This is a genomic window from Hymenobacter polaris (assembly GCF_012927305.1).
GTDB classification, from domain to species: Bacteria; Bacteroidota; Bacteroidia; order Cytophagales; family Hymenobacteraceae; genus Hymenobacter; species Hymenobacter polaris.
Map to the genome: position 1 here is coordinate 48,136 of NZ_JABBGH010000005.1, position 26,309 is coordinate 74,444.

General features: G+C 52.3%; 22 protein-coding genes. All 22 read left to right on the forward strand.

Going from position 1 to position 26,309, the window contains the following annotated elements; translation table 11 throughout:
- Window positions 1–65: 65 nt before the first annotated feature.
- The 22 genes from HHL22_RS22840 (at window position 66) to HHL22_RS22945 (ending at window position 26,169) form a co-directional block, all read left to right on the forward strand.
- The gene (locus tag HHL22_RS22840) at window positions 66–1,013 is read left to right on the forward strand and encodes a UDP-glucuronic acid decarboxylase family protein (RefSeq protein ID WP_169533752.1); all 948 of its coding nucleotides are present in this window, start codon (window positions 66–68) and stop codon (window positions 1,011–1,013) included.
- A 211-nt stretch (window positions 1,014–1,224) separates the two neighbouring features.
- Window positions 1,225–2,337, forward strand: coding sequence for a DegT/DnrJ/EryC1/StrS family aminotransferase (locus HHL22_RS22845; protein WP_169533753.1), 1,113 nt, complete (start codon window positions 1,225–1,227; stop codon window positions 2,335–2,337).
- A 272-nt stretch (window positions 2,338–2,609) separates the two neighbouring features.
- On the forward strand, window positions 2,610–3,722 hold the full coding sequence (gmd, locus tag HHL22_RS22850) for a GDP-mannose 4,6-dehydratase (RefSeq protein WP_169533754.1): 1,113 nt from the start codon (window positions 2,610–2,612) through the stop codon (window positions 3,720–3,722).
- Window positions 3,723–3,889: 167 nt separating this feature from the next.
- Window positions 3,890–4,825, forward strand: coding sequence for a GDP-L-fucose synthase family protein (locus HHL22_RS22855; protein WP_169533755.1), 936 nt, complete (start codon window positions 3,890–3,892; stop codon window positions 4,823–4,825).
- Window positions 4,826–5,549: 724 nt separating this feature from the next.
- Window positions 5,550–6,404, forward strand: a complete 855-nt coding sequence (locus HHL22_RS22860; protein ID WP_169533756.1) for an alpha-1,2-fucosyltransferase — start codon at window positions 5,550–5,552, stop codon at window positions 6,402–6,404.
- A 695-nt stretch (window positions 6,405–7,099) separates the two neighbouring features.
- Complete coding sequence (locus tag HHL22_RS22865; RefSeq protein ID WP_169533757.1) at window positions 7,100–8,230, forward strand: glycosyltransferase family 61 protein; 1,131 nt, start codon at window positions 7,100–7,102, stop codon at window positions 8,228–8,230.
- 177 nt (window positions 8,231–8,407) lie between these two features.
- The gene (locus HHL22_RS22870; protein ID WP_317172737.1) at window positions 8,408–9,307 is read left to right on the forward strand and encodes an ABC transporter permease; all 900 of its coding nucleotides are present in this window, start codon (window positions 8,408–8,410) and stop codon (window positions 9,305–9,307) included.
- A 72-nt stretch (window positions 9,308–9,379) separates the two neighbouring features.
- A complete protein-coding gene (locus tag HHL22_RS22875) occupies window positions 9,380–10,684 on the forward strand; it encodes an ABC transporter ATP-binding protein (RefSeq protein ID WP_169533758.1) in 1,305 nt (434 codons plus the stop codon).
- A 37-nt stretch (window positions 10,685–10,721) separates the two neighbouring features.
- Window positions 10,722–11,495 carry a glucose-1-phosphate cytidylyltransferase gene (gene rfbF, locus HHL22_RS22880; protein ID WP_169533759.1) on the forward strand — a complete coding sequence of 258 codons (774 nt, stop codon included), beginning with the start codon at window positions 10,722–10,724 and terminating at the stop codon, window positions 11,493–11,495.
- Window positions 11,489–12,610 carry a CDP-glucose 4,6-dehydratase gene (rfbG, locus tag HHL22_RS22885; RefSeq protein ID WP_241738259.1) on the forward strand — a complete coding sequence of 374 codons (1,122 nt, stop codon included), beginning with the start codon at window positions 11,489–11,491 and terminating at the stop codon, window positions 12,608–12,610. Before rfbF ends, rfbG begins: the two co-directional genes overlap by 7 nt.
- Complete coding sequence (locus tag HHL22_RS22890) at window positions 12,607–13,527, forward strand: NAD-dependent epimerase/dehydratase family protein (protein ID WP_169533760.1); 921 nt, start codon at window positions 12,607–12,609, stop codon at window positions 13,525–13,527. The genes rfbG and HHL22_RS22890 overlap by 4 nt, the downstream gene beginning before the upstream one ends.
- 35 nt (window positions 13,528–13,562) lie before the next feature.
- The gene (locus HHL22_RS22895; RefSeq protein ID WP_169533761.1) at window positions 13,563–15,290 is read left to right on the forward strand and encodes a thiamine pyrophosphate-binding protein; all 1,728 of its coding nucleotides are present in this window, start codon (window positions 13,563–13,565) and stop codon (window positions 15,288–15,290) included.
- Between the two features lie 58 nt (window positions 15,291–15,348).
- Window positions 15,349–16,674 (forward strand): lipopolysaccharide biosynthesis protein RfbH, encoded by a 1,326-nt coding sequence (rfbH, locus tag HHL22_RS22900; protein WP_169533762.1) that lies wholly within the window; start codon window positions 15,349–15,351, stop codon window positions 16,672–16,674.
- A 117-nt stretch (window positions 16,675–16,791) separates the two neighbouring features.
- Window positions 16,792–17,745, forward strand: a complete 954-nt coding sequence (locus tag HHL22_RS22905) for a glycosyltransferase family 2 protein (RefSeq protein ID WP_169533763.1) — start codon at window positions 16,792–16,794, stop codon at window positions 17,743–17,745.
- A gap of 8 nt (window positions 17,746–17,753) precedes the next feature.
- Window positions 17,754–18,860: a glycosyltransferase WbsX family protein gene (locus HHL22_RS22910; RefSeq protein ID WP_169533764.1), complete on the forward strand. Its 1,107-nt coding sequence runs from the start codon at window positions 17,754–17,756 to the stop codon at window positions 18,858–18,860.
- A gap of 2 nt (window positions 18,861–18,862) precedes the next feature.
- Window positions 18,863–19,789, forward strand: a complete 927-nt coding sequence (locus HHL22_RS22915) for a glycosyltransferase family 2 protein (RefSeq protein ID WP_169533765.1) — start codon at window positions 18,863–18,865, stop codon at window positions 19,787–19,789.
- A complete protein-coding gene (locus HHL22_RS22920; protein ID WP_169533766.1) occupies window positions 19,789–20,826 on the forward strand; it encodes a glycosyltransferase in 1,038 nt (345 codons plus the stop codon). Before HHL22_RS22915 ends, HHL22_RS22920 begins: the two co-directional genes overlap by 1 nt.
- A 118-nt stretch (window positions 20,827–20,944) precedes the next feature.
- Window positions 20,945–21,628, forward strand: coding sequence for a DUF5672 family protein (locus HHL22_RS22925; protein ID WP_169533767.1), 684 nt, complete (start codon window positions 20,945–20,947; stop codon window positions 21,626–21,628).
- Between the two features lie 187 nt (window positions 21,629–21,815).
- Window positions 21,816–23,015: a glycosyltransferase family 4 protein gene (locus HHL22_RS22930; protein ID WP_262888419.1), complete on the forward strand. Its 1,200-nt coding sequence runs from the start codon at window positions 21,816–21,818 to the stop codon at window positions 23,013–23,015.
- A gap of 11 nt (window positions 23,016–23,026) precedes the next feature.
- Window positions 23,027–24,310, forward strand: a complete 1,284-nt coding sequence (locus HHL22_RS22935; RefSeq protein WP_169533769.1) for a glycosyltransferase family 4 protein — start codon at window positions 23,027–23,029, stop codon at window positions 24,308–24,310.
- Between the two features lie 35 nt (window positions 24,311–24,345).
- On the forward strand, window positions 24,346–25,251 hold the full coding sequence (locus HHL22_RS22940; protein ID WP_169533770.1) for a glycosyltransferase family 2 protein: 906 nt from the start codon (window positions 24,346–24,348) through the stop codon (window positions 25,249–25,251).
- A 24-nt stretch (window positions 25,252–25,275) separates the two neighbouring features.
- Window positions 25,276–26,169, forward strand: coding sequence for a glycosyltransferase family 2 protein (locus HHL22_RS22945; RefSeq protein ID WP_169533771.1), 894 nt, complete (start codon window positions 25,276–25,278; stop codon window positions 26,167–26,169).
- Window positions 26,170–26,309: the final 140 nt, after the last annotated feature.

Genomic DNA, 26,309 nt, shown 5'->3' on the forward strand with positions numbered 1-26,309 from the left:
TCGCTAGTATTTCATTCACTTTAACAGCTAACAGCTAGCAGCTATTAGCTCACAGCTTCGCTAAAATGGCTGAAGAAAAAAAACGCGTACTCATTACCGGGGGAGCCGGTTTTCTGGGCTCGCACTTATGCGACCGGTTTCTGGCCGAGGGCTACCACGTTATTGCCATGGACAACCTGGTAACGGGTAACTTGGCTAACATCGAGCATTTGTTTAAGCGCGAAGACTTCGAGTTTCACCACCACGACGTAAGCAAGTTCGTGTTCGTGCCCGGTAAGCTCGATTACATTCTACACTTTGCCTCGCCCGCTTCGCCCATCGACTACCTGAAGATTCCTATTCAGACGCTAAAAGTAGGCTCGCTAGGCACACATAACCTGCTGGGTTTGGCGCGGGTGAAGGGGGCTAGGATGCTGATTGCCAGCACGTCGGAAGTGTACGGCGACCCTGAGGTGCATCCGCAGGTAGAAGAGTATTGGGGCAACGTGAACCCGGTGGGCCCGCGCGGCTGCTACGACGAAGCCAAGCGCTTCCAGGAGGCCATTACGATGGCCTACCATACCCACCACGGCTTGGAGACGCGCATCGTGCGCATCTTCAACACCTACGGCCCCCGCATGCGCCTCGACGACGGCCGCGTGCTGCCGGCGTTCCTGTCGCAGGCCCTGCGCGGCGAGGACCTGACGGTGTTTGGCGACGGCTCGCAGACGCGCTCCTTTTGCTACGTCGACGACTTGGTGGATGGTATCTACCGCCTGCTGCTCAGCGATTACGCCATGCCAGTGAACGTCGGTAACCCGGTGGAAATCACCATTAAGGAATTTGGCGAAGAAATCGCTCGCCTAACGGGAGTAGAGTTCAAACCCAGCTATCACCCATTGCCCGAAAACGACCCTCAGAAGCGCCGCCCTGACATTACCAAAGCCAAGGAAATCCTGGGCTGGGAGCCCAAAATAGACCGCGCCGAAGGTCTCAAGCGCACGCTGGAGTATTTCAAGGAGCACGTAAAGTAATCCCATTGCTCCCGCTTAAAACTGCCTGCCGTCCGAGCTACCTCAGACGGCAGGCAGTTTTTTTATGGGGTCATATTGGCTCATTGGCCGTTGGGTAATGGCAAGCGGAGAATGGTACTGGTGGAACTCCTTCCTTTACCCACTTTACCAGCTCTCCAAAAAAGGAGGGAATACCCACTGCGCTGCTAACTTTGATTTCTTGCAGCTTCCAATGCACATTCCCTTTTTGTCATTCGCGGGCCAGCACGAAGCCATTCGAGCGGAGGTGCTGGCGGCGATGGCTGGCGTATACGACCGGCAGTGGTTTGTGCTGGGTGAGCAGGTAGCAGGCTTTGAGCGCGAATACAGCCAAGTGAGCGGCGTGGCGTACACCGTAGGAGTGGGCAACGGCCTGGATGCGCTGCATCTGTCGCTGCGGGCGCTGGGCGTGCAGCCCGGCGACGAGGTACTCGTGCCCAGCAATACCTACGTAGCCACCTGGCTGGCCGTGACGCAAGCGGGCGGCGTGCCGGTGCCGGTAGAGCCCGACCCGCGCACCAGCAACCTCGACCCGGCCCGGCTGGCGGCCGCCATCACGCCGCGCACGCGGGGTGTGCTGCCAGTGCACCTCTACGGCCAGCCCTGTGAGATGACGACCATTTTGGAGGTGGCCGCCCGCTACGGCTTGTGGGTGGTGGAAGACAATGCCCAGGCCCAGGGTGCTACTTGGCAAGGTCAGCCCACCGGCAGCTTCGGGCAGGCAAATGCTACCAGCTTCTATCCCAGCAAAAACTTGGGGGCCCTAGGCGACGGCGGGGCCGTGACTACCAACGATGCTTCGCTAGCCCATAAGCTAAGGCAGCTGCGCAATTATGGCACTGACCAGCGCTACGTCAGCGAAACCCTTGGCTACAACTCGCGCCTCGACGAGCTGCAGGCCGCCGTGCTGCGCGTGAAGCTGCCCTACCTGACCACCTGGACCCAGCAGCGACGCCAGCTGGCCGCCTGGTACGGGCACTACTTAGCCGACATTCTGGGCCTGCGCCTGCCCACTGTGGCTGCTGGCGCCGAGCCGGTATGGCACCTGTACATAGTGCGCACGGCGCGGCGCGCGGCCCTGCAGCAGCACTTGGCGGCGGCCGGCATTGAAACGCTGGTGCACTACCCGGTGCCGCCGCATCTGCAGCCCGCCTACGCCAGCCTGGGGCTAGGCAAGGGAGCCCTGCCAATTGCCGAAGAACTAGCCGCAACCTGCCTGAGCCTGCCGCTGTGGCCCGGCATGACGGAAGAAATGGTAGCCAGAGTAGCGCAGGCAATCAGGATTTTCGCGGATGGCCAGCCCTAGGCGGGGCAGCCTAACCGGAAACAAGTGGCAATAACCCCGAGAGTTAAATTGTGGAAGCGTGATTTAGAAACAGCTACGCCAGCCAGGTAGAGGAAACGCCCAAGTATAACGGGAGCTATGAGGTCCTCGGTATTTAGGTGGGGACGAACCCTGACGCTGCAGATTAATGCGCTGACAGCGCTTATCTTGCTTATCAAACACCTTTTTCTTACACAGCAAATTCAGGTTATTTACTGATTTTGCATTCAGCTAACTTTCTTATTTACAGTACTATGAAACGAGCACTCGTTACAGGGGTAACCGGTCAGGACGGCGCTTACTTGGTTGAGCTGCTACTCAGCAAAGGCTATGAGGTACACGGCATCAAGCGTCGCTCATCGCTTATTAACACGGAGCGCATTGATGGACTTTACCAAGACCCGCACGAAAGCCAGGTGCGGTTCGTGCTTCACTACGGTGACCTGTCGGACTCGACAAACCTAATTCGCATTGTGCAGCAGGTGCAGCCCGATGAGATTTATAACCTAGGGGCAATGTCGCACGTGAAGGTATCATTCGATACCCCCGAGTACGCTGCCGACGTGGACGGCATCGGCACGCTGCGTCTGCTGGAAGCCATCCGCATCCTGGGTTTAGAGCAGAAGACGCGCATCTACCAGGCTAGTACCTCGGAACTGTACGGGCTGGTGCAGCAGGTTCCGCAGTCGGAAACGACGCCCTTCTACCCGCGCTCGCCCTACGCCGTAGCCAAGCTGTACGGCTACTGGATAACGGTGAACTACCGCGAGGCTTACGGCATGTATGCCTGCAACGGCATTCTGTTTAACCACGAAAGCCCGCTGCGGGGCGAAACCTTCGTAACCCGTAAGATTACCCGCGCCGCCGCTCGCATCGCCCTAGGCCTGCAGCCGAAGCTCTACCTGGGTAACCTCGATGCCAAGCGCGACTGGGGCCACGCTAAAGACTATGTGGAAGCTATGTGGCGTATTCTGCAGCAAGATGAGCCCGAGGATTTCGTAATCGCCACTGGTGTGACTACAACCGTGCGGGAATTCGTGCGCTTAGCCTTTGCTGAGCTGGGTATTACCGTAGAATTCAATGGGGAGGGCATCAATGAAATGGGAACAGTGACGGCGTGCGCTAACCCCGAGTTTCAATTGCCCGTGGGTACGGTAATCGTACAGATTGACGAGCGCTATTTCCGCCCCACCGAAGTAGAACTGCTAATTGGTGACCCCACTAAGGCTAAAACTAAGCTAGGCTGGGAGCCCCAGTACGACCTGCAAGCCCTGGTGCAGGAAATGGTGCAGGCCGATCTGAAGCTGTTCCAGCGCGATGCTCACCTGCAAGCGGGCGGCTATGCTATTCCGAATGCCTACGAGTAGGCGGGGAGCAAAGCAGTAAAGAAAAAATCGTCATGCTGAGCTCGCCGAAGCGTCTCTTCCGCGTAAGTACTTCCAAACGTTAGGATTACTCACGCGGGAGAGATGCTTCGGCGAGCTCAGCATGACGTTCTATATACATAACCTAGCTGGTAACGATACCCACAGTAATGGAAAAAGACGCAAAAATTTACGTGGCTGGCCACCGTGGCATGGTAGGCTCGGCCCTCATCCGGCGGCTGCAAAAAGCAGGTTTCACTAATTTCGTAACCCGCACTTCCAACGAGCTTGATTTGCGTGACCAGGCGGCCGTAGCGGCCTTCTTTACGCAAGAAAAGCCAGAGTACGTGGTGCTGGCTGCGGCCAAAGTAGGGGGCATTCAAGCTAATAACACCTACCGAGCTGAGTTTCTATATGACAACCTCATGATTGAGAGCAACGTCATTCACCACTCATATTTGAACGGGGTGAAGAAGCTGCTTTTCCTAGGTTCATCATGCATCTACCCTAAGTTGGCTCCGCAGCCTCTGCAAGAAGATGCTTTGCTGACCGGCGAACTAGAAAGCACCAACGAGCCCTACGCTGTAGCCAAGATTGCTGGCATCAAGCTCTGCGATGCCTACCGCAGCCAGTACGGCTGCAACTATATCTCGGCCATGCCTACTAACCTCTACGGCCCGCACGACAACTACGACCTCAAAAACTCGCACGTGCTGCCCGCGCTGCTACGCAAGTTTCACGAGGCCAAGGAAGCCGGCACCCCCGAAGTAGAGGTCTGGGGCACCGGCACCCCCCGCCGCGAGTTCCTGCACGTGGATGACCTGGCCGACGCCTGCTACTGGCTGCTGGAGAACTATAACGAGCCCGGCCTGGTAAACATCGGCACCGGCACCGACCTCAGCATCCGCGAGCTGGCCGAATTAGTGCAGCGCACCGTAGGCTACGAAGGCAGTATCCGCTTCAACAGCGACTACCCCGACGGCACACCCCGCAAGCTAATGGATGTGAGCAAGCTGGCCGGGCACGGCTGGGCGGCCCGCATTGGGTTGGAAGAAGGCGTTCGGGCGGTATACGCAGGCGCCTTTGAGCAAGCGGCTGCCAAGTAACGGCTGCCGTTTCCAAGTCTATTTTGCCATTATAGCTGTTTAGTGTGCGCAAGGCCTCATCCCAACTCCTCTCCGAAAAAGCTAGACGAGCCTAATACTGCTATTGGTTTCGCCACCGTGTCTCCTGTCTTGTTTGAAAGGGAGGTCCGGGGGGAGATGCAATGTCAGGCCATCTGCGTACTTTCTTCAAAATTGCTTTAGGCAACTCGACAAACCTTACCCGGACTACAAAAATGCTAATAGCTGGCGTAAAAGCTGCGCTATATACCTCCTAAAGGTTAGAGCGAATCGTAGTCCGGGTACAGTAGGAGCGGGGCTGGCCCCCGCCCGCCGTTAGCGCCGCTGCCCTGCGAGTAAACGAAAGTGATTAAATGGTGCAGGCGACGGGTGGGGCAGGCCCCGCCCCTACTGTACACCGCCCTTGAAACTGCTGTAGGCATTGAATTGGCTATCTACAACTGACTTTCTACCTCGCCTCTTAGAAAGGAATAACTCCGCAGGAAACTTACGAGGCGTGATGTCAGGGCTAACTGCTCTTGCGTATTACCTAGGCGCTCAAGTAGCGGAAAATGTGAATAGGCTACTACCTGCATCACTAGCAACATACCCTGAGTTGACCTCGCGTATCTTTGCAGATTATGTTTAGACTGAAAAATATAGCGGCGGATATTTTGCGCAGATAGTAATGGTAATAGTCAGAATCAGCGGAGGGCTTGGTAACCAAATGTTTCAATATGCGGCGGGTAGAGCCTGCGCACTACGCAACAACACTGAACTACGAGTAGAGCTGTCTGCGTATGACCGGCCACCCAGAGGGCAGGAAGCAGCCCGCAAATTTGAACTGCCATTATTCTTGGGTGAAGTGCCAACAGCGACTAGCGCTGACCTAGCACGGATTAATGCGTTTAACCACAATAGGACTTATAAAGCCTATAATCGAGGTCGAAAGCTGCTGGGCTTAACACCAGCCTATACCTACTGCCAAGAGCGCGTGCCGATGCACTTCGACCCAACAATTCTCTCTAGCACCGGCCAGCTACTATATGTAGACGGCGACTGGCAGAATGAAAAATATTTTACTGCTATCGCTGATGAGCTACGCCGACTGTTTCGGCCATTGGGCATCGAAACCGACGCCCACAATTTCCAGCTCAGCCAGGAGTTGATGCAGGTGAATTCGGTGTCGTTGCACGTGCGCCGCGGTGACTACATAAACAATGAAGTGCACAAGCCAGCCCCGCTAGCCTATTATCAGGCGGCTATCGAGAAAGTGAAGACGGAAGTGGCCAGCCCGCTTTTTTACGTATTTTCCGATGACATTCATTGGGCCCGGCAGCACCTTAACTTTGGTGAGGCTGCGTGCACTTTCCTCGACCATAATACCGGCGCTGATAGCTATAAAGATTTATTTCTGATGAGCTGCTGCCGGCACCATATCGTGGCCAACAGCTCCTTTAGCTGGTGGGGGGCCTGGTTGACTTCGAACCCCTGCAAGCTGGTAATCGCGCCCAGCCAGTGGCTGGCCATCCTCCAAGTGCAAGCTGCCGACGTAGTGCCTGATTCCTGGACAATTCTGTAGCTACCGTTGAAGAGGTAAATTGGCCTGCCTATTAGTACAATTTTTAGGAATAGTGTGCCTAGCCAGGGCTAAAGTACCACTTACACCGCCCATAGCACTTCACTAACAAATAGGACTTATGCAAAACCGATTGTCATGGCGAGCAACCTGAAGCAATTGCACCATAATAAATTGTTTGCAGCAATTTTGGAGTCAGCGTCCACGGTACACCTTGCTTGTACACTGTTCCCGAAACCTCTCTAGGTATCATTTCGGTGCAGTTGCCACACTCCACTTCGCTGCGCTCGCAATGACAGACAATTTTGCGTAAGTTCTAAGAAAGCATTGACAGTAGACTTGTTCCCAAACAAGAAAAAGTAAAAAGAACGTCATGCTGAGCTGGCCGAAGCATCTCTACCGCGTAACTAACTTCAATCGTTGGAATTACTTACGCGGTAGAGATGCTTCGGCCAGCTCAGCATGACGTTCTTTTTACTTTTTCTTGTTTGGGAACAAGTCTAGTAACTAAAAAACACGTTGTAGTGAGTTAAACGAAGCATTTTGGTGGCCTCGTCCGCGCAAAATCATCAGTCAAAATGCTTCGTTTAACCCAATACGGCATATTTTTTATTTTTCAGCTAGCTGCTAGTAGCTTCTAGCTCAACTATTAAGACAGTTTCGGTTCGCTGTCGATTCCAAGTAGTAGTTTTTTGCTTATGAGCTTGCTTATGCAGCGGTTGGTTGCAAAACCAATTAAGTACGCCGCAGATGCCCTTGTGCGAGGGTTGGTGCGGGTAGTACCTGCCCTAAAAGCCACCCAGATATATTCAGTATCGTTGCCCGCATTAAGCCCTGCGTATGCGTTGCCCCTTAATTTCGGGCAACTTGCTAAAAGGCAGCAGGATGACTATAGAAATATCTTTGCGCCAGCAACTGCTGCGGTATTCGTTTTGAATGACGTATACGTTGCGCAGCAGGGCGCGGTATTCAAAAACTTTAGTCTCTTCTCGCCTACGCTGCATCCTGGCAGTGAATCATCCTTCCAGGATACTTTTCTGCTGAAGCAGTGGCTCGGGAAAGTAAAGCAGCTGCCACCGGAAGAAGCGATTGTGGCCCTGGCCTACAATCAATACTCGTTAATCAACTACTACCACTGGATAATTGAAACCTTACCCCGGCTGCTAGCCCTGCGCGAAAAGTACCCCGGCTGCGCGCTGCTGGTGCCCGAGCCCACCCCAGAATATATTAGGGTTAGTGCGGCAATCTTTGGGTTTACCAAGCTGGTGGGGATTACCAAAGACGCTGTTTTAAAGGTGCCCAACCTGCTTATCCCATACGCGACGCCTTCGCACTGGGGACTGACTTATGGTTATGAAGAAGGCGGCGTTATCAACGAAATACGGCGTGAAGTAGTGGCCGCGCTTCAGTTACCGGAAGTTCAGCCACACCGTCGTCTCTACATCTCGCGCTCGCGGGCAAATGCACGGCGCTTGCTCAACGAAGAAGCCGTGCAGACACTGGTGAAGCAATACGAGTTTGAAGTGGTTTATTTTGAAGGCATGAGCTTCCGCGAGCAGGTAGCCCTGATGCAACAGGCCGCCGTCGTGTTGGGCGTGCACGGGGCCAACTTAACTAACCTGGTATTCATGCAGCCTGGCACGCAGGTAATTGAGATGATGAGCGCAGAGATTAATAACCTGACGTATTACCGGTTAGCTACGTACTTGTCAATTGGCTATTACTCGGTGGCCTACGAGATTGTGGAGTCGAATACCGCTAGGCTGTTCGCCGACGTGCTGGTGGATACCGACGAGCTGGCTACTGTGCTCGCGATGCTACCCAAATAGCCCGTGCCCATGGCCCTAGGCGGCTCTCAATGGGCTGACCAATGCCTGCTTCGTATCTTTGCGAGGTTACTAAGACCTCCGGTAGCTATGATAGCAAGTGCTGGTAGGAGCTGCCCCCGGCTAACTGGCAGCTGGCTATAGGTAGCATAGCAGCCTAGAAACTTATATTCGAAAGAAGTGGAAACTACCGAGGTTTTAATTAAAACGGCACCTACCCAGTCTGCTACTCCTGCTCAGGAAGGAGACTGGACTGAAGTAATTCAACCGCAGACGCAACTGCTCGATTTAGGTTTGGCTAATGTATGGCGCTATCGCGATTTGGTAGTGCTATTCGTGCGACGCGATTTTGTGTCAAATTACAAGCAGACTATTCTAGGGCCACTCTGGCTGTTTATTCAGCCATTGCTTACCACGATTACGTTCTACATTGTCTTTGGGCGGGTAGCCAATTTGAGTACCAATGGTATCCCACAATTCATTTTCTACCTCGCGGGCAATACCGTGTGGGGCTACTTTTCCCAGAGCCTGACGGCAGTAGCCACGGTATTCACAACTAATGCCGCGATGCTAAGTAAAGTATATTTTCCTCGGCTTGCCTTGCCATTGTCCATTGTTATATCAAATCTTGTTCGATTTAGTATTCAATTCGGCTTGTTTCTGCTGGTATGGGTTTTCTACTTGTTCACTAGTTCCGCTATTCATCCTTCGTGGGTGGCACTACTCACCCCGTTGCTTGTCATGCTAATGGGCATGCTGTCGCTAGGGCTGGGAATGATTTTCACCGCTCTTACCACCAAGTATCGGGACTTGGCCATGCTGCTCACCTTTGGCGTGCAGCTAGCCTTATACGCTACGCCGGTCATTTATCCGCTTTCAACGGTGCCCGCTAAGTATCACTGGCTAATTCTGGCAAACCCCATGAGCGCCATCGTCGAAACGTTTCGGGTAGGCTTTCTGGGGCCGGGCACCTTCAACTGGCTATACCTAGGCTATAGCACGCTGGCAACACTGGTGGTGCTGCTGGCAGGAACCGTTATTTTCAATAAAGTAGAGAAGAGCTTTACGGATACTGTCTAGCTTAGCTTTTTCTGGAAAATTCAGCCGCTAAACTTTGAGGCTTAGCGGGCAGTAATAGGCGATAAGTGCACTATGAGTGACATTGCAATCAAGGTTGAAGAATTAGGCAAGCAGTATCGGCTCGGTGAGATTGGGACTGGTACCCTAGCGCACGACTTAAACCGGTGGTTTGCCAAGCTTCGGGGCAAGGAAGACCCTTTCGCCAAAGTAGGGGAAGTAAACGACCGCACGAGTAAGGGTAGCAGCGACTACGTATGGTCTTTGCGCGACGTTAGCTTCGAGGTAAAGAAGGGCGAAGTGCTTGGTATCGTCGGCCGTAACGGGGCCGGCAAGTCAACGCTGCTCAAGATTTTATCGAAGGTAACTTCGCCTACTACTGGCCGCATTAAAGTTGATGGCCGCATTGCCTCGCTGCTGGAAGTTGGTACTGGATTTCACCCCGAGCTTACCGGTCGGGAAAATATTTTCCTGAATGGGGCCATCTTAGGCATGACCAAGACGGAAATTCGAAGCAAGTTTGATGAGATTGTAGATTTCTCGGGAGTAGAGCGCTATATCGATACGCCCGTAAAGCGCTACAGCAGCGGTATGTACGTGCGGCTGGCCTTTGCCGTGTCGGCCTTCTTGGAGCCGGAGATTCTGATAGTGGACGAAGTATTAGCAGTTGGCGACGCGGAATTTCAAAAAAAGTGCCTAGGCCGGATGCAGGATGTAAGCCGTAATGATGGCCGCACTATTCTGTTTGTGAGCCATAACATGGCGGCAATATCTAATCTGTGCACGAGCTGCGTATTCATGCGAAATGGCATGTTGCATAATGCTGGTCCAACTGAGCAGATTATTGAGGAATACATTTCATTCGGCAGGCAGAACGCTGGTGAAATAGCCGGGAGTGACATAGTGTACGCCAATAAATGCCCGCAAGCTTATTTTTCAAATATCAGCATTTTGGTAGGCGGGGAAATTACCAGCAGCATTGATATTAAGAAAGATGTCCAGGTGCGTTTGGAATATGTGGTAACAGTTGATGATTCGCTGATTTACCCTAGCATTCATTTGCTGGACAATGTAGGTACGGTGATATTTGCCACTTTTAACGGTCCATCCGCCACGGTTAATGTGGATGAGAACTTTGGCAAGCCTTTAAAAAAGGGTAAATACGTTTCTGTACTTACCATTCCGGGTAATTTCTTGAATGAGAAGGCCTACAGTATTAGCGCGTTTTTAGTCCCACTTGACGTAACTCAAACATCTGTTGTGGAAAATGCGCTCTCTTTTGTGGTTACGGATACCGGTGAGATGCGGAAAGAGTTTGGGGGCGACTGGATTGGCTTACTGCGACCTAAAATGAGTTGGATGACAGCTAAATTGAATTAATTAATATTTGAATTTTGTAGGTATAGCTATTTCACGAATGAAAGTTGTAATATTAGCTGGCGGCCTTGGTACCCGTTTGTCCGAAGAGACCGTGCTTAAACCAAAGCCGATGGTGGAGATTGGTGATATGCCCATCTTATGGCATATTATGAAAATCTACTCCGCGCACGGATTTAATGATTTCGTTATCTGCCTAGGCTATAAGAGCTACGTTATTAAAGAATACTTTGCAAATTATTACCTGCATAAGTCAGACGTAACGATTAACTTAAAAGAGAATTCACTTAAAGTGCACGACTCCTATGCTGAGCCGTGGACTATTACCCTAGTTGATACCGGCTTGGAAACGATGACGGGTGGCCGGCTGAAGCGCGTGCAGCCCCACCTGAATAATGAGCCCTTTCTGCTGACGTATGGCGACGGGGTATCTGACATTAACATTGCCGCCGAAGTAGCTTTCCATAAGCAGCATGGGCACTTATGCACCGTAACCGCCGTGCAGCCGAGCGGGCGCTTCGGGGCGCTCGACCTAGGCCCCGATGACACCATTCATTCCTTCGCGGAAAAGCCCAAAGGGGATGGTGCCTGGATTAACGGGGGTTTCTTTGTGTGCGAGCCGCAGGTACTGGATTATATCAAAGAGGGTGATAGTACCATCTGGGAGCGCGGCCCCATGGAAGAGATTGCCCGCGCTGGCCAGATGCAAGCCTATAAGCACCACGGCTTTTGGAAGCCAATGGATACGCTACGCGACCGCACGGAGCTGGACCAAGCGTGGCGCGAAAACAAAGCCCCTTGGAAAATATGGTAGCCGCTACCCCTAAGGCCCCAGCCGCTGGCCTGAGTATGGCCCAGCTACGGGCGGCCTATGCCGGCAAAAAGGTCTTTCTAACGGGCCACACTGGCTTTAAGGGTAGCTGGCTGCTGTACTGGCTGCACCTGTTGGGGGCTACCGTCAAAGGCTACGCGCTTCCGCCCGATAGCCAACCTAGCTTGTTTGGGTTGCTGGGGGGTGAGCAGCTGTGCGAATCGGTACTGGCTGACTTAAATGACCGGGCCGCCCTGGAAAAAGCGCTGCTGGACTTTCAGCCCGACTTTATCTTTCACCTGGCGGCGCAGCCGCTGGTGCGCCTATCGTACGAACTGCCGGTTGAAACCTTTGCGACCAATGCCCTAGGTACCGCCAACCTGCTCGACGCCGCCCGTCGCCTGCGCAAGCCCTGCACGGCCGTGCTTATCACCACCGATAAGGTGTACGAAAACCGCGAATGGGTATACCCGTACCGCGAGAATGACCGCCTAGGGGGCTACGACCCCTACAGTGCCAGCAAAGCCTGCGCCGAGTTAGTTATCAACTGCTACGCGCAATCATTCTTCAACCCGGCCGAGTACGAGCGGCACCAGCTAGGCCTGGCCGTAGGGCGGGCCGGCAATGTTATTGGCGGCGGCGACTGGGCTAGGGACCGCATTATTCCGGACATTGTGCGGGCGCTAGGCCAGGGCCAGCCCGTGCAGGTGCGCAACCCGCAAGCAGTGCGCCCCTGGCAGCACGTGTTGGAGCCACTGGGTGGCTACCTGCTGTTGGGCGCCCGGCTGGCAGCCGAGCCGGCTCGCTACGCCGGTCCTTGGAACTTTGGGCCGCATTTGCAAGACGCCTTGCCGGTGAGCGCCCTAGTGGATACGGCGCTGAGTGCCTGGGGCAGTGGCCAGTATGAAATGCCTGCCTTAGCAGGCCAGCCACATGAGGCTGGCTTGCTAAAGCTCGACATCAGCAAGGCCCTGAATGAGCTTGGCTGGCAGCCGCACTTTAGCGCCGCTGAGTCCATCCGCACTACCATTGCCTGGTACAAGGCCCTGGCAGAGGGTGCCCAGGCCACCGAGCTAGTGCGCGCCGATATAGAAGCGTACTGTGCAGCTGCCTCATGAGCAAGGGACGGGTAGTGCTCACCGGGGCCACTGGCTTTATCGGCTCGCACCTGGCCGAAGAGCTGGTGGCGCAGGGCTATGAGGTGATGGCCCTGCGCCGAGCGCAGTCGGCTACGTGGCGCGTGGCGGAGGTAGCCGACCAGCTACGGTGGATTAGCACCGACGATGCCGATTGGCCGCAGCAGCTGCGCGCCCTGCAGCCTAACTACTTAGTGCACGCGGCTTGGTTGGGCGTCGGCGTAGCGCAGCGCGATAACTGGGAAAGCCAGCTTAGTAACCTTACGTTCACCATGCAGCTGCTCCAGGCCGTAAGCCAGGAAGCCTTGCGAAAAGTAGTGGTGCTAGGCTCGCAGGCTGAGTACGGCGCCTTCGAAGGACGAATTGATGAAGACTATCCCGCCCTGCCAACGGCGGCCTACGGGGCAGTAAAAGTGGCTACTTTACAGCTCGTGCGCGCCTTTTGCGAAGCTCACCAGCTAGAGTGGTACTGGCTGCGGGTGTTTGCGGTGTTCGGGCCGCGCGAAGACGCGCAATGGTTTGTATCGTTCGTGGCCGCCAGCCTGTTGCGGCGGCAGCCCCCCGACCTGACGGCCTGCGAGCAGCGCTACGACTACTTGTTTGCCCCCGATTTAGCCCGCGCCATCGTTCAAACGCTTGCGGCCGCTTCCGGCAACAGTGGTATCTATAACATCGGGGCGAATAAAGCTACTGGCCTGCGCGAAATCGTGGATACGCTAGCTGCCATCACCCATTCGCAGGTAGGCGCCAACTACGGCGCCTTGCCTTACCGACCCGGCCAGGTAATGCACATGGAAGGGAACTCCACTAAATTTGAGCATGTCTTCGGCTCGGTCCGGCAAACGCCGCTGGCCGAAGCTCTGGCGGCGGCAGTGGCCTACGTGAGGCAGCATGCCTGACTGGCTGCGTGTGAGGCAAGCTTAATTATCGCATTATGAAAGCATCGGACTACATCGCCCGGTTTCTGGAAGCCCAGGGGGTCACGCACATCTTTGAGATGTCGGGGGGCATGATAACCCACATGCTCGACTCGCTGCAACAGCTTACGGCTATCGATATCGTGAGCATGCACCACGAGCAGTCGGCCTCTTTCGCGGCCGATGCCTACGGCCGGGTTACGGGCGTGCCGGGCGTGGCCATGGCGACGAGCGGGCCGGGGGCAACCAACCTGCTGACGGGGATTGCCTCGTGCTTTTTCGACTCGGTGCCGGCGGTGTTTATTACCGGGCAGGTCAATACGTTCGAGCAGAAAGGAGACCGGGGCATCCGGCAGCTGGGTTTTCAGGAAACTGATATCGCCAGCATGGCGCGGCCGGTCTGCAAGGCCTGCTACGAGGTGAAAGACGCCCTAGAGCTGCCGCAGGTGCTGGAAGAGGCTTTCCGGGTAGCGCTGGGCGACCGGCCGGGGCCGGTGCTGGTGGATATTCCTATGAACGTGCAGCGCGGTGATATCCCGGCGCCGACTGCGGGCTTTCGGCGCGTTGGCCGCGAGGGCGTACCCTCCGAGCTGACGCCCGCCGTGCTCGACGAGCTGGCGCAGGCGCTGGCCGCCGCCAGCCGGCCGCTTATCCTGGTGGGGCGGGGGGTGCGCGCCGCCGGGCAGGTGGCGGCGTTCCGCGAGTTTGTGGGCCACGTGCAGGTGCCGGTGGTGGCTTCGCTGCTGGGCCTCGACGCACTAACTTACGACGACCCCTACCGGGTGGGCTATATTGGGGCCTACGGCAACCGCTGGGCTAACATGGCCCTTGGCAGCAGCGACTTCATCCTGGTGCTGGGCGCCCGGCTCGACATCCGGCAGACCGGGGCGGACACCAAGTATTTCAAGGAGGGCCGCACTATCTACCACGTCGACTGCGACCCGGCTGAGATAAACAATCGCGTAACTGGCTGCCGCTCTGTCGTAGCCGACCTGGCCGATTTCTTCGCCCTCGCTGCCCGCTACTACAATCCTGCCGACTTTGACGCTCGCCCCGAGTGGCGCGCCGAGCTGCGCGACTTGCAAGCGCAGTGGCCCGATACGCAGGAGCAGCCCGGCATCGTGGGCATCAACCCCAATGAGTTTATGCACGCGCTGTCGCGGTCGGGCCAGGGCGCCGGCTATCTGGCCGACGTAGGCAACCATCAGCAATGGGCTGCCCAAAGCCTGGAATTGACCGCCGAGCAGCTATTTCTTACGTCGGGGGGGCTAGGCAGCATGGGCTACGCGCTACCGGCTGCCCTAGGCATGTGCTTCGCCGCCGGCCGGCAGCCGGTGGTAACTATCTCGGGCGACGGAGGCTTCCAAATGAATATGCAGGAGCTGCAAACCATCGCTCACCATCAATTGCCTATCAAGCTAGTAGTGCTCAATAATAACTGCCTGGGCATGATTCGGCAGTTTCAGGACTCCTACTTTGAGGGGCGCTACCAAAGTACCTACTGGGGCTACAGCGCCCCCGACTTCACCAAGATTGCCGCCGCCTACGGCATCCCGACGCTTACGGTGAGTGAGCCGGATAAAGTGGCGGAAGCGGCAGCCTGGCTCTGGCAAAATCCGCAGCAGCCGGCGTTGCTGCAAGTAATGATTGATACCCACGTAAACTGCTACCCCAAGCTGGCTTTCGGCCGGCCCATCACCGAGATGGAGCCGTTTGCTAAGCCGCTGGAGATGGAAGGTACCTGAGCGCTTTCTCTGCGCAACGTACCTTTGGGGTCTGTATCGCCGTTTTTATACCTTTTTTATGTCGCCTAAGCAGGATACCACCACCTATAAGAATTTTGATGAGCGCTTGGCTGAAGAGCTGAAACAAGCCATTCTGCCGAACATCACCAAGCGTATTGTGCCGGGGCAGGACTACATTCCGGTAACCGGTAAGGTGCTGGATGCTGAAGATTTGCTTTACGGGGTAGATGCCACGATGGATGGCTGGTTGACTACCGGGCGCTTCGGGCCTAAGTTTGAGCAGAAGCTGGCCCGCTACTTCGGCGCTAAGTCATCGCTGGTAGTAAACTCGGGCTCTTCGGCCAACCTGGTGGCTTTTTATGCGCTGACTTCGCCCAAGCTGGGTGAGCGGGCTATTAAGCCCGGTGATGAGGTGATTACGGTGGCGGCTGGGTTCCCAACCACCGTCAACCCTATGATTCAGTTCGGATGCGTGCCGGTGTTCATCGACATCGACATCCCGACTTATAATATCAAGGCCGAGCTGATTGAGCAAGCCCTAACGCCTAAGACCAAAGCCATTATGATGGCCCACACCCTAGGCAACCCCTTCAACCTGGGCGAAGTGATGCGGGTGGCTAAGAAGTATAACCTGTGGGTGATTGAGGACGACTGTGATTCGCTGGGGGCTACGTATAACGGCCAGAAAACCGGCACTTTCGGCGACTTGGCTACGTTGTCGTTTTACCCGGCGCACCACATAACGATGGGGGAGGGCGGCGCCGTACTCATCAACAACATCCGGCTTAAGATGCTGGCCGAGAGCTTCCGCGACTGGGGCCGCGATTGCTACTGCGAGCCGGGTAAAGACAATACCTGCAACAAACGCTTCTGCTGGCAGCTAGGCGAGCTTCCCTACGGCTACGACCATAAGTACACCTATTCGCACATCGGCTTCAACCTGAAGGTAACCGATATGCAAGCCGCCATTGGCCTAAGCCAGCTCAACAAAGCCGATTACTTCGTGCAGCGCCGCCGTGAGAACCACGCGATGCTGTATCAGAAGCTCAAGCAGTTTGAGGAACACTTCATCCTGCCCGAGCCGACGCCCAACTCTGACCCGAGTTGGTTTGGTTTCCTCCTCACGTTGCGTGATGACAGCCCCATTAACCGGGCCCACCTGGTAGAGCATTTGGAAAACAGCAAAATAGGTACCCGACTCTTGTTTGCGGGTAACCTATTGCGCCAGCCTGCCTACCAAGGCATAAACCACCGGGTAGTAGGCGACCTTACCAATACCGATACTGTTATGAACCGCTCCTTTTGGCTAGGTGTATGGCCCGGCTTACAAGAAGAGCATTACGATTATATGGTAGAGATAATTAAGGATTACTTAATGAAATAGGGGATAATGGTGCTTGCTATTATTAATCCAATAGTAAGCACCATTATTTTATTTTCCACTATTATAAGTTCATCTTTGTAAAAATTTGCTGATACTTGATAGTATCCTTTTATTATAATGAAAAATAAATTAGGCATATTTATTATAACTTATAACAGAGCTAATTTATTAGCGCAAACGTTAGATTTTTTAGCATCTTCTCTATTAAAGTCGTATCATATAACTGTATTAGATAATGCTTCTACAGACGATACCGCGCTTGTTGTATCTAATAAAAAAAATATTTTACCTAATTTAGAAATTGTAACTAATCATGTAAATGTTGGGCCGAATGCCAATTTTATGCGGGCATTCGATTATGGTAAATTTGAGTATACATGGGTTATTTGTGATGATGACGTTTTTGATTTAAATCATTTCGATGATGTCTTAAAAGTAATAGAAGAAGGCAAAGTTGATTTAATTCATGTAGGGGCCCATAAACAAGATATTTGGAGTTATGGAGGCTATTATAAAAATCCAAGCGAATCATTGGCAATGGGATATGCTTATTTTAAATTTGCTAGTTTCATGCCTTGTAATATATTTAAGACGGATTTATTCGTAAAAAAATACTTAATCCCTGGATATAATAATATTGGCAATGCATATCCGCATATGCCTTTTGCATTTGGTATTTATTCTAATAATGTTCCATTTTATATAGCCCAGCATCAAATAGTATTTGCTCAAGAAGGGCAGCATTATTCTGTAAGCGCTTGGTTTATATGGTGGATGAAAACTTGTGAATTATTAATTGAGCCGTCAAAAGTAAGGTTAGCTTACTTAAATCAATGGAAAGATAATGGTATTGCAAACGATGAACCTGGTTTAAAATCATTAGTTTACGCAAAATCAATCATTCCAAATTCTCAGTATATTGAGAATTTTATAAATACATATTTTGATTTTAAAGATAGAAAAAAAATTCTTAAATATGAAATTAGTGATTTGAATTTTAAAAATAAGGTTATTCATATTTTTTATAAGATAAAAGAAAGTATTTATAAATCAAAATACTTATTTAAATAAGATTTGTAATGTATAATTCTGAGTTGAATAGCAAGCTTAGAGCACTTGCCATATACCTTCCTCAGTTTCATCCCGTAAAAGAAAATGATGAGTGGTGGGGTATGGGATTTACAGAGTGGACGAACGTAGCAAAATCAACCGCTCGTTTTCCAGGGCATTATCAACCTCAGTTACCAACCGACTTAGGGTTTTATGACTTGCGGGTTGCTGAAGTTCGCCAATTACAAGCTGATTTAGCTAAGCAGTACGGTATACATGGATTTTGCTATTATCACTATTGGTTTACAGGTAGACGCATATTAGAACAGCCATTTAACGCTGTTTTACAATCAGGCAAACCTGACTTTCCCTTTTGTTTGTGCTGGGCTAACGAAAACTGGACTAGACGTTGGGACGGCCAAGACCAAGAAGTATTGTTGAAGCAGGATTACAGCGAAGAAGATGACCGAGCGCACATTCGCTCTCTGATTCCGGCATTTACCGATGATAGATATATTCGAGTTGATGGTAAGCCCGTTTTCATAGTCTATCGTACTAATTTGCTTCCTGACCCAAAACACACCGCGAAGATTTGGCGGGAGGAAGTTCAGCAAGCAGGTATTAGTGGTTTATACTTAATTCAAGTTAACAGCCTAGGTGCGCATCATAACCCTAATGATATCGGATTTGATGCTGCGCTTGACTTTCAACCAGACTGGGGTAATATGCCTGCTAAGCAGTTGGGGGGAATAAAAGAAAAATTTATGCGTAGATTAGGTAATAAGCCGCACTACGACAAAGACAATATTTATGATTATGATGCGATGGTTGATAAAATGATTGCTCGAAAAGGGGTAGGCTACAAGATGTTTCCAGGAGTTACTCCTTCTTGGGATAACAGTGCTAGAAGGAAGCAAGGAGCAACTATAGTAGATGCGGCTACCCCTGATAAATATGAAGAATGGCTTAGAAATATAGTAAATACATTCAAGCCATACTCAAAAGAGGAAAATTTTATTTTTATTAATGCATGGAATGAATGGGCTGAAGGCAATCATTTAGAGCCCTGTATACGCTGGGGGCGTAAGTATTTAGAAGCTACTGCTCGTGCACTTAGTGCAATAAATAATCATTGATTATGTATTTTGTATCGGTAATAATTCCTAATTATAATCATGCTGAATATATAGAACAAAGGATTGAATCAGTACTATCGCAGAGCTACGATAATTTCGAAGTAATTATTTTGGATGATTATTCAACTGATAACAGTCGTGAAATTATTAATAGGTACAATGGTAATGTAAGAGTCAGTCATATTATTTATAATGAAAAAAATAGCGGTTCTACATTCAAGCAGTGGGAAAAAGGTATTTCACTGGCTAAAGGAGAATGGATTTGGATTGCAGAAAGTGATGATTGGTGTGAGCCAACACTATTAGAGACACTTATTAAAAGTGTAAATGAAAAGACTACTATTGCTTTTTGTCAATCTATTGTTGTTCATAGTAGCGGTGATATATGGTGGCAGACAAGCGCTAAAAAATTTGAGACTGTTCTAAATGGAATTGATTTTGTTCAGCAAAGTATGCTCGTAAATAATGTTATCATTAATGCGAGTATGTGTATATTTAGGAAGCAAACATATTCTTTGATAAGTAAAGATTATGTAGAATTTAGGCTATGCGGGGATTGGCTATTTTGGATTGAATTTGCTCAGAAAGGAGAAGTATATATCTCTGGTAAAGTTTTGAATTATTTTCGAAAACATGACAAAGATGTTAGCGGTAAATCTTATAAGAACGGAGTATATTACTATGAATATTTGCGGTTATTAAATTTATTAATAAGCTATAATATAATAACGCGAATCCAATTAGAAGATTTGCTCATAAAAAAATTAAAATATTTGATTCATGACGCTAGGGTAGAAAAAGAAATTGCATATAAATTAAAGACTGAATATTTTAAAGGTGTAGGTACTGCTGGTATAAAAATAAAAAATTACAAGATTCTTGGTAAGATTATTTACATGCAGCTGTTAAAGTTTAATTTATTTAAATAATGGTCGAAATTCCTAATAATAATCTGATGAAGGATGGAGTTTCAATTATTGTTTGCTGCTATAATAGTGCAATTAGATTGCCAGACACTATAAAGCATTTGGCAAATCAAAAAGTTGCTCCTAAAATACCTTGGGAGGTTATAATAGTAGATAATAATTCAACTGATAATACGGCATATGTGGCAGTAGAAGAATGGAAGAAGTATGATGTTAATGCTGAATTACGTGTAGTTGAGCAGAACATAGCTGGGTTATCAGCTGCTCGTGAAAAAGGGATTGAATATTCTGCATATAATATTTTAATTTTTTGTGATGATGATAATTGGCTAGATTCTGCCTATGTAAATGAATCCTATAATATTTTAAGCCAACACACGCAGATAGCGGCGGTTGGTGGTAATAACATCGGAGTGTATGAAGAAACCCCGCCCGCTTGGCTAAAGTATTTTGAGCATTCATATGCTATCGGAAATCAAGCCGAAAATGAACTCCAATTGCTCGGAGGCTATCGCTACCTAGTAGGAGCTGGAATGGCATTTAAAAAAGACGCATATAATGCTATAAAACGCTTGAACTATAAGTTCTATCTGACGGATAGGATTGGTAATAAAGTGGTTGGGGGTGGAGATGTTGAATTATGTTTTATTTTTAAGCTTGCAGGTTATCAAATAGCAGCTAGTAATAAGCTTAAATTACATCATTATATGCCTGCCGGCCGTATTAGTAAAAAATATTTAATAAATATGTGGCATCAATATAGTTATTCATGGATGGTATTTGAGGGTTATAAGGCTTGCTTAAATAAGAATAGTAATAATTTATTTATGAATAAAGCGTATTGGCAGAAAATAGCAATTGAAAAATTGTTTGATAAATTTACTATTTTGCCTAGGTTTTTGTATCATAGAATAAAAAATAATGTAGTTTATTTTCTGCCGCATGAAGCTGATATATTGTACGCACTTTTTCTGTTTAAACATGCTAATAGAGTAGTTGATGTTATTCACGAATTGCAAGAAAAAGAAGTGAATGAATAAGGTCTGTATAGTTATTCCTATTCACTCGGCCAAGCCTATTCCCTACGAGCTTATATCGTTTCAACAGTGCTTTAAGGTGCTAGGTGACTACCCAATAAAAATTGTGGCACCCAGCGGCTTGAACCTGGATGCCTACCGGCAGGTAGTGCCAAGCTTTGAAGTCATTTACATTGACCCAAAATGGCAGAGTAACATTGCGGCTTATAATAAACTGAAGCTTAGTAGGTATTTCTATAGGTTGTTTAGCAGCTACGAGTACCTGCTGACGTATGAGACCGATGCCTTTGTATTTAAAGACGAGCTAGCCGCCTGGTGCGAGAAGGGGTACGATTACATTGGTGCACCGTGGTTTGAGGACTATAACCTAGCCGGCACCGACGCCAGGCTGGTAGGAGTCGGCAACTCTGGGTTTTCGCTGCGCAAGGTTGCGGCCGTAGCACGGGTGCTAAAGCGCATTTATTATAAAAATCCTTTTGACTACACCAGTGGTCTACGGAACTTGATTAAGGCCTACGCGAATACTCCCTACCGCTGGCTGCGTAACCTATCGAGTGAGAACTACACGATTCAAACTGCGTGTAGCCTGTCGGAAGACCGCTTTTATAGTGATGTCGCGCCGCTCCATTCGCCGAGCTTCGCCATCGCTCCCATTGAGGAAGCGGTAAAGTTTAGCTTTGAAGTACGGCCAGAGGTGTTATATAAGCTCAACGGTGAGCAGCTGCCGATGGGCTGCCATGCCTGGTGGCGCTATAGCTTCGAGTTCTGGAAGCCAATTATTGAAAGCTACGGGTATACGCTTTGATGGTTCCTGCAGCATGCCTGCGTTGGCAATGAAGCTGTTTTAGGCACTCGCGCTTTGTCCGGGCTGCACTTGTTGAAGCATCTTTGCCGGATGCCCCCTAGGGGCGTGGTAGCAATGCTGCGGTAAGCATGACGTGCTGGTTCTCCAGGCCTTCTAAAAGCCTCTTAGTCTACTTTTGTGGGTAGCAATGAATATTTTAATTTCTACCTGGTCTTTACAGGTTGGGGGGGGCGAGATTTTAGCTATGAACCTGGCGGCGGGATTAGCTCAGCTAGGTCACCAAGTAACTATCTTCAACCAGCGGGCCGAGCTAGTAGATGCGGCGCTAGTCAAGCGCTTGCTGCCGCCAAGTGTGCGGGTACTCTCCATGGCCGACCATCCGCGCCGCAGCTACTGGGCCTATAAGCTCAACGCCCTAGGGCAGCGGCTGGGGCTGCGCCATTCACTATATGAATGGGCACAGCAGGCTTATTTTCGGGCTTGCCTGAAGCGCTACCAGATTGAGCTGGTAAATAGCCACGCCACTTATGCTGACCGGCTGTGCGCGCCGGTGCTGCGCGGCACCGGCATCCCTTTTATTATCACGGAGCACGGCGAGTATACCATGTTTGTGCGCGAGGGCCGGTCGCTGAGCTTTGCGCCCACCCTGCGCCAGGCCGACGCAATAGTGACGGTATCGGACTATTGCCGCGACGTGCTGCAGGCCGGGCTGGCCGACCTGCCACCCGTGCAGACTATCTTCAACGGCATCAGGGTAGATGCGCCGGCCGCGGCCGGGGCTATGCGCGAGCAACTGGGCATCGCAGCCGGGGCATTTGTGTATGGTATGGTGGCGCGGGGTATTGCCGAAAAGGGTTGGGAGGCAGCCATTCTGGCGTTCCGGGCACTGCGGGCGCGGGCTAGCCGCGACGTGCAACTGGTGCTGGTGGGCGGGAGCGACTACCTGGATGGGCTGCGCACGCAGTATGCGGGAGAAGCGGGCATTCACTTTGTGGGACGGGTGCCCAATCCGGACTTCTACGTTGCCGGGTTCGACGTAGGCTTGCTACCTTCCTATTTCGCCGGCGAGGCCCTGCCGCTGGCTGTTATCGAATACTTATTTTATGACAAACCAGTAGTAGCGACCAACGTGGGGGGCATACGCGAGATAGTGGAAGACCCGGCCAGCGGCGAAGCCGCAGGCCTGCTGACGCCCTTAGACCCAGCCAGTCAGCGTCCCGACGTGGGGGCCCTGGCCACCGCCATGCAGCGCTATGCCACCGACGCTGCCCTGTACGCGGCGCACCAGCAGGCCGCCCGGCGGCGGCAGGCCCTGTTTTCGCTGGCGAGATGTGTGGCGCAGTACGAGGCATTGTTTGAGCGGCAGGCCGGTCAACGGGCAAGCTAATCTTTGCAGGTATGAATATTCTAGTCGCTACTTTTTGCTTGGATAAGGCGGGCTCGCACGTGCTGGCGCTGGCGCTGGCTTCGGAGCTGGCGAAAAAGCACAACGTGTACTTTTTCAACCAGAACGAGCAGCTGGTGGACCCCGGTATGGTGCAGCAGTATCTGAGCCCAGCAGTGCGACTGGTGGCGATGGACCGTTACCCGCTGTTTAATGCCATAGCCTGGAAGCTGAACGCCCTAGGGCAGAAGCTGGGCTTTAAGACCTCCATCCACGAACGGGCCAAGACCTGGCTGGGTCGCTACGCCATCTGGCGCTATCGTATTGACGTGCTGCATAGCCACGAGCCGATGGTAGCCAAATCGCGCATTACTAAGCTTGTGCAGCTAACGGGTGTGCCTACGGTCGTGACCGACCACCAGGGCTACTCCATGCTTATCAAGGTAGGCGAATTCTCCTATGTGCCTTCTGCTAACCTGGCCAGGGCCGTAGTGGGCGTGTCGCAGTACACGGCCGACTTATTTACCGGCAAGCTGGTAGAGGTGCCGACCGAAGCCGAGCGGCGGGCCGGCGAAAAGATTTTGGCCACCGACTACCAGAACGAGTACGAAAATGCCCGGCAGGCGGCCCCCGCGCCCCGGCTACCCATCACTACGCGGGTAGAGGTTATTTACAATGGGGTGCCGCGCTACGTGCCGGTCGGGGAGGAGCCCGTCCCGCTGCCTATTCCGGCCGGCAGCTTCGTATTTGGCATGGTGGGCCGGGGCAACCAGCAAAAGGGCTGGGGCGATGCGCTGGCCGCCTACGTGCGGGTAAAGGCCCGGTTTCCAAACCGCCGCTTTGCGTTCATTGCCATGGGCGACGGGCCATATTTGCGTACGCTGCGAGCCGAGTATGAAGTTCAGTACCCGGACATCTACTTCCTGGGCAATGTGCAAACGCCGCACCCGTACATGCGCCAGTGCCAGGTAGGGCTGTTTCCGTCGTGGTTTTCGGAAGCCCAACCAATTTCGATTATCGAGTTTTTCGAGAACGGGGTGCCCGTTATTGCCAGCCCGCTGGGAGGCATTCCCGAAATGGTTTGCCCACCTACGGGCCAGGTAGCGGGCCACCTGCTAGCCATGAATCCCGATGCCACGCCGAGGCGCGACGACCTGGTGGCCGCCATGAGCGCCTACGTCGAAAACCCAGACCTGCTGACCCAGCACCGGGCGGCGGCTTGCGAGCTGCGCGCCACCTACGATGTGGCAGCGTGTGCCGCGCAGTACGAGCAGCTGTTTCAAGAGATTATTAATTAAGCTCGTTCTTTGCCGCGTCGCACGCGACTTGTCTTATGGTTCAGGTTTCGGTTATTATTATCAATTACAATACGTTTCAGCTCACCAGCGAAGCAATTACCTCCATTCAGGCGCATACGCGGGGCGTCGGCTACGAAATTATTGTGGTTGACAATGCTTCGACCGAATGCGACCCTGGCCGCTTTCTGGAGGCGTTCCCTACCATCCAGCTGGTGCGCAACCCCGACAATTCCGGCTTCGCCAAGGGCAACAACCTAGGCATCCGGCACGCAGTGGGCGAAACAATTTTGCTGTTTAACAGCGACGCGGCCTGCCTCAACGATGCGCTGACGCTCACTTACCGGGCGCTGCAGGCCGAGCCTAGGGTAGGCCTGACCACGGCGCGGCTGGAGTACCCCACGGGCGCTATTCAGCCCTCGTGCGGACGGTTTCCGTCGGTGAGCCTGCAGCTGCTGGAGTTAACCAGGCTGCAGAAGCTGCTGTCGGCCGAGCGCAAGGGACAAGTGCTGCAGGGTACGTTTTTCGACTATGCTACCCCCCTTTATCCCGACTGGGTGTGGGGGACGTACTTCCACTTCAAGCGCGAGGTGCTGGAGCGGATGCCAGGCCAGCAGCTGGCCGACGACTTCTTCATGTATGCCGAAGACCTGCAGTGGAGCTACACCGTCCGGCAGCTCGGCTACGAGATTAAATACGTGCCCGAGGCGCACGTGCTGCACCATTTCTCCCAAAGCACGAAAAAAGAGAAGCGCCTCAACCAAGGCCTGATGATACTGCGCAACGAAGACGTATTCTTTCGCCGCGAGTACGGCTGGCTGCGCACTAAAGCCTTATACCTGAGCAAGCTGGCTAATTTCTGGCTAAGCCGGGGCGACCAGGCGCAGCGGCGCCAGCTGCTGCGGCAGTATACGCAGCTGCTGCTGGGCAAGCCGCTGGCGTAACTTTGCAGCTTAACCAGCGCCCGCATGGCCGACCCTGCCGCTCCCTTCTTTTCGATTGTAATGCCCTGCTACAACCGCGCCGATATTATCGGGGCGACCATCGCAGCCATATTGCGGCAGGAGCTGACCGATTTTGAGCTGCTGGTAGTGGACGACGGTAGCCGCGACAATACCGCCGAGGTAGTGGCGGCCATCGCCGACCCACGGGTACGGTACTTCCGCAAGGACAACGGCGAGCGTGGGGCCGCCCGAAACTACGGGGCCCAGCGCGCGAAAGGGCAGTACATCAACTTCTTCGATTCGGATGATGAGATGTACCCCAATCATTTGCGGGTAGTGAAGGACTACCTCGACCAGCACGGTGAGGTAGAGGTAGTGCACACCGGCTACGAGCGCCGGGACGAGCACAGCCACCTTATTGCCGAAGTCTACCAGTGGCCAGCCCGCACCAACGAGCTTTTGTTGTATGACAATCCGCTGGCTTGCAACACCGTATTCGTGCGGCGCGATGTGGCGCTGGCTAATCCGTTCGTGGAAGACCGCCGGCTGGCTTCAGCCGAAGACTGGGAGCTGTGGCTGAAGCTGGCCAGCCAATACCCGTTTCACGCCATTCGGGAGAAAACGTTTTGCCTGCGTGAGCACAGTGGTCGTAGCCTCAATACCATCGTGCCCGAAACGGTGCGGCAGCGGGACGAGCTATTCAGCCAGCTCGTGCGCCAGAATACATTGTTTGCCAAGCGCTTCCCAGGCCACACGGGGCAGTTCGTAGCCGACCGCTATACCTTTATCGCCCTCACCCTGGCCCTGAGCAAGCAGCACCGGCCCCAAACGCTACGCTACCTGTGGCGAGCTGCCCTGGCTGACCCGGCTGTGGTAGGGAGACGGCGTTTCTTGGCTTCCATTAAACACCTGCCGTAGCTGTACAGCTTTAATTACTTCACTATAAGTGTTCTTAAGCAATTACTGTTGACAGGTTCACAATATTATTGAGGAGTTGACTCGCTTTGAATTCTTGTAGTATGCTTATACTAGAAAACTACGCCTAACTAATTTGCTGT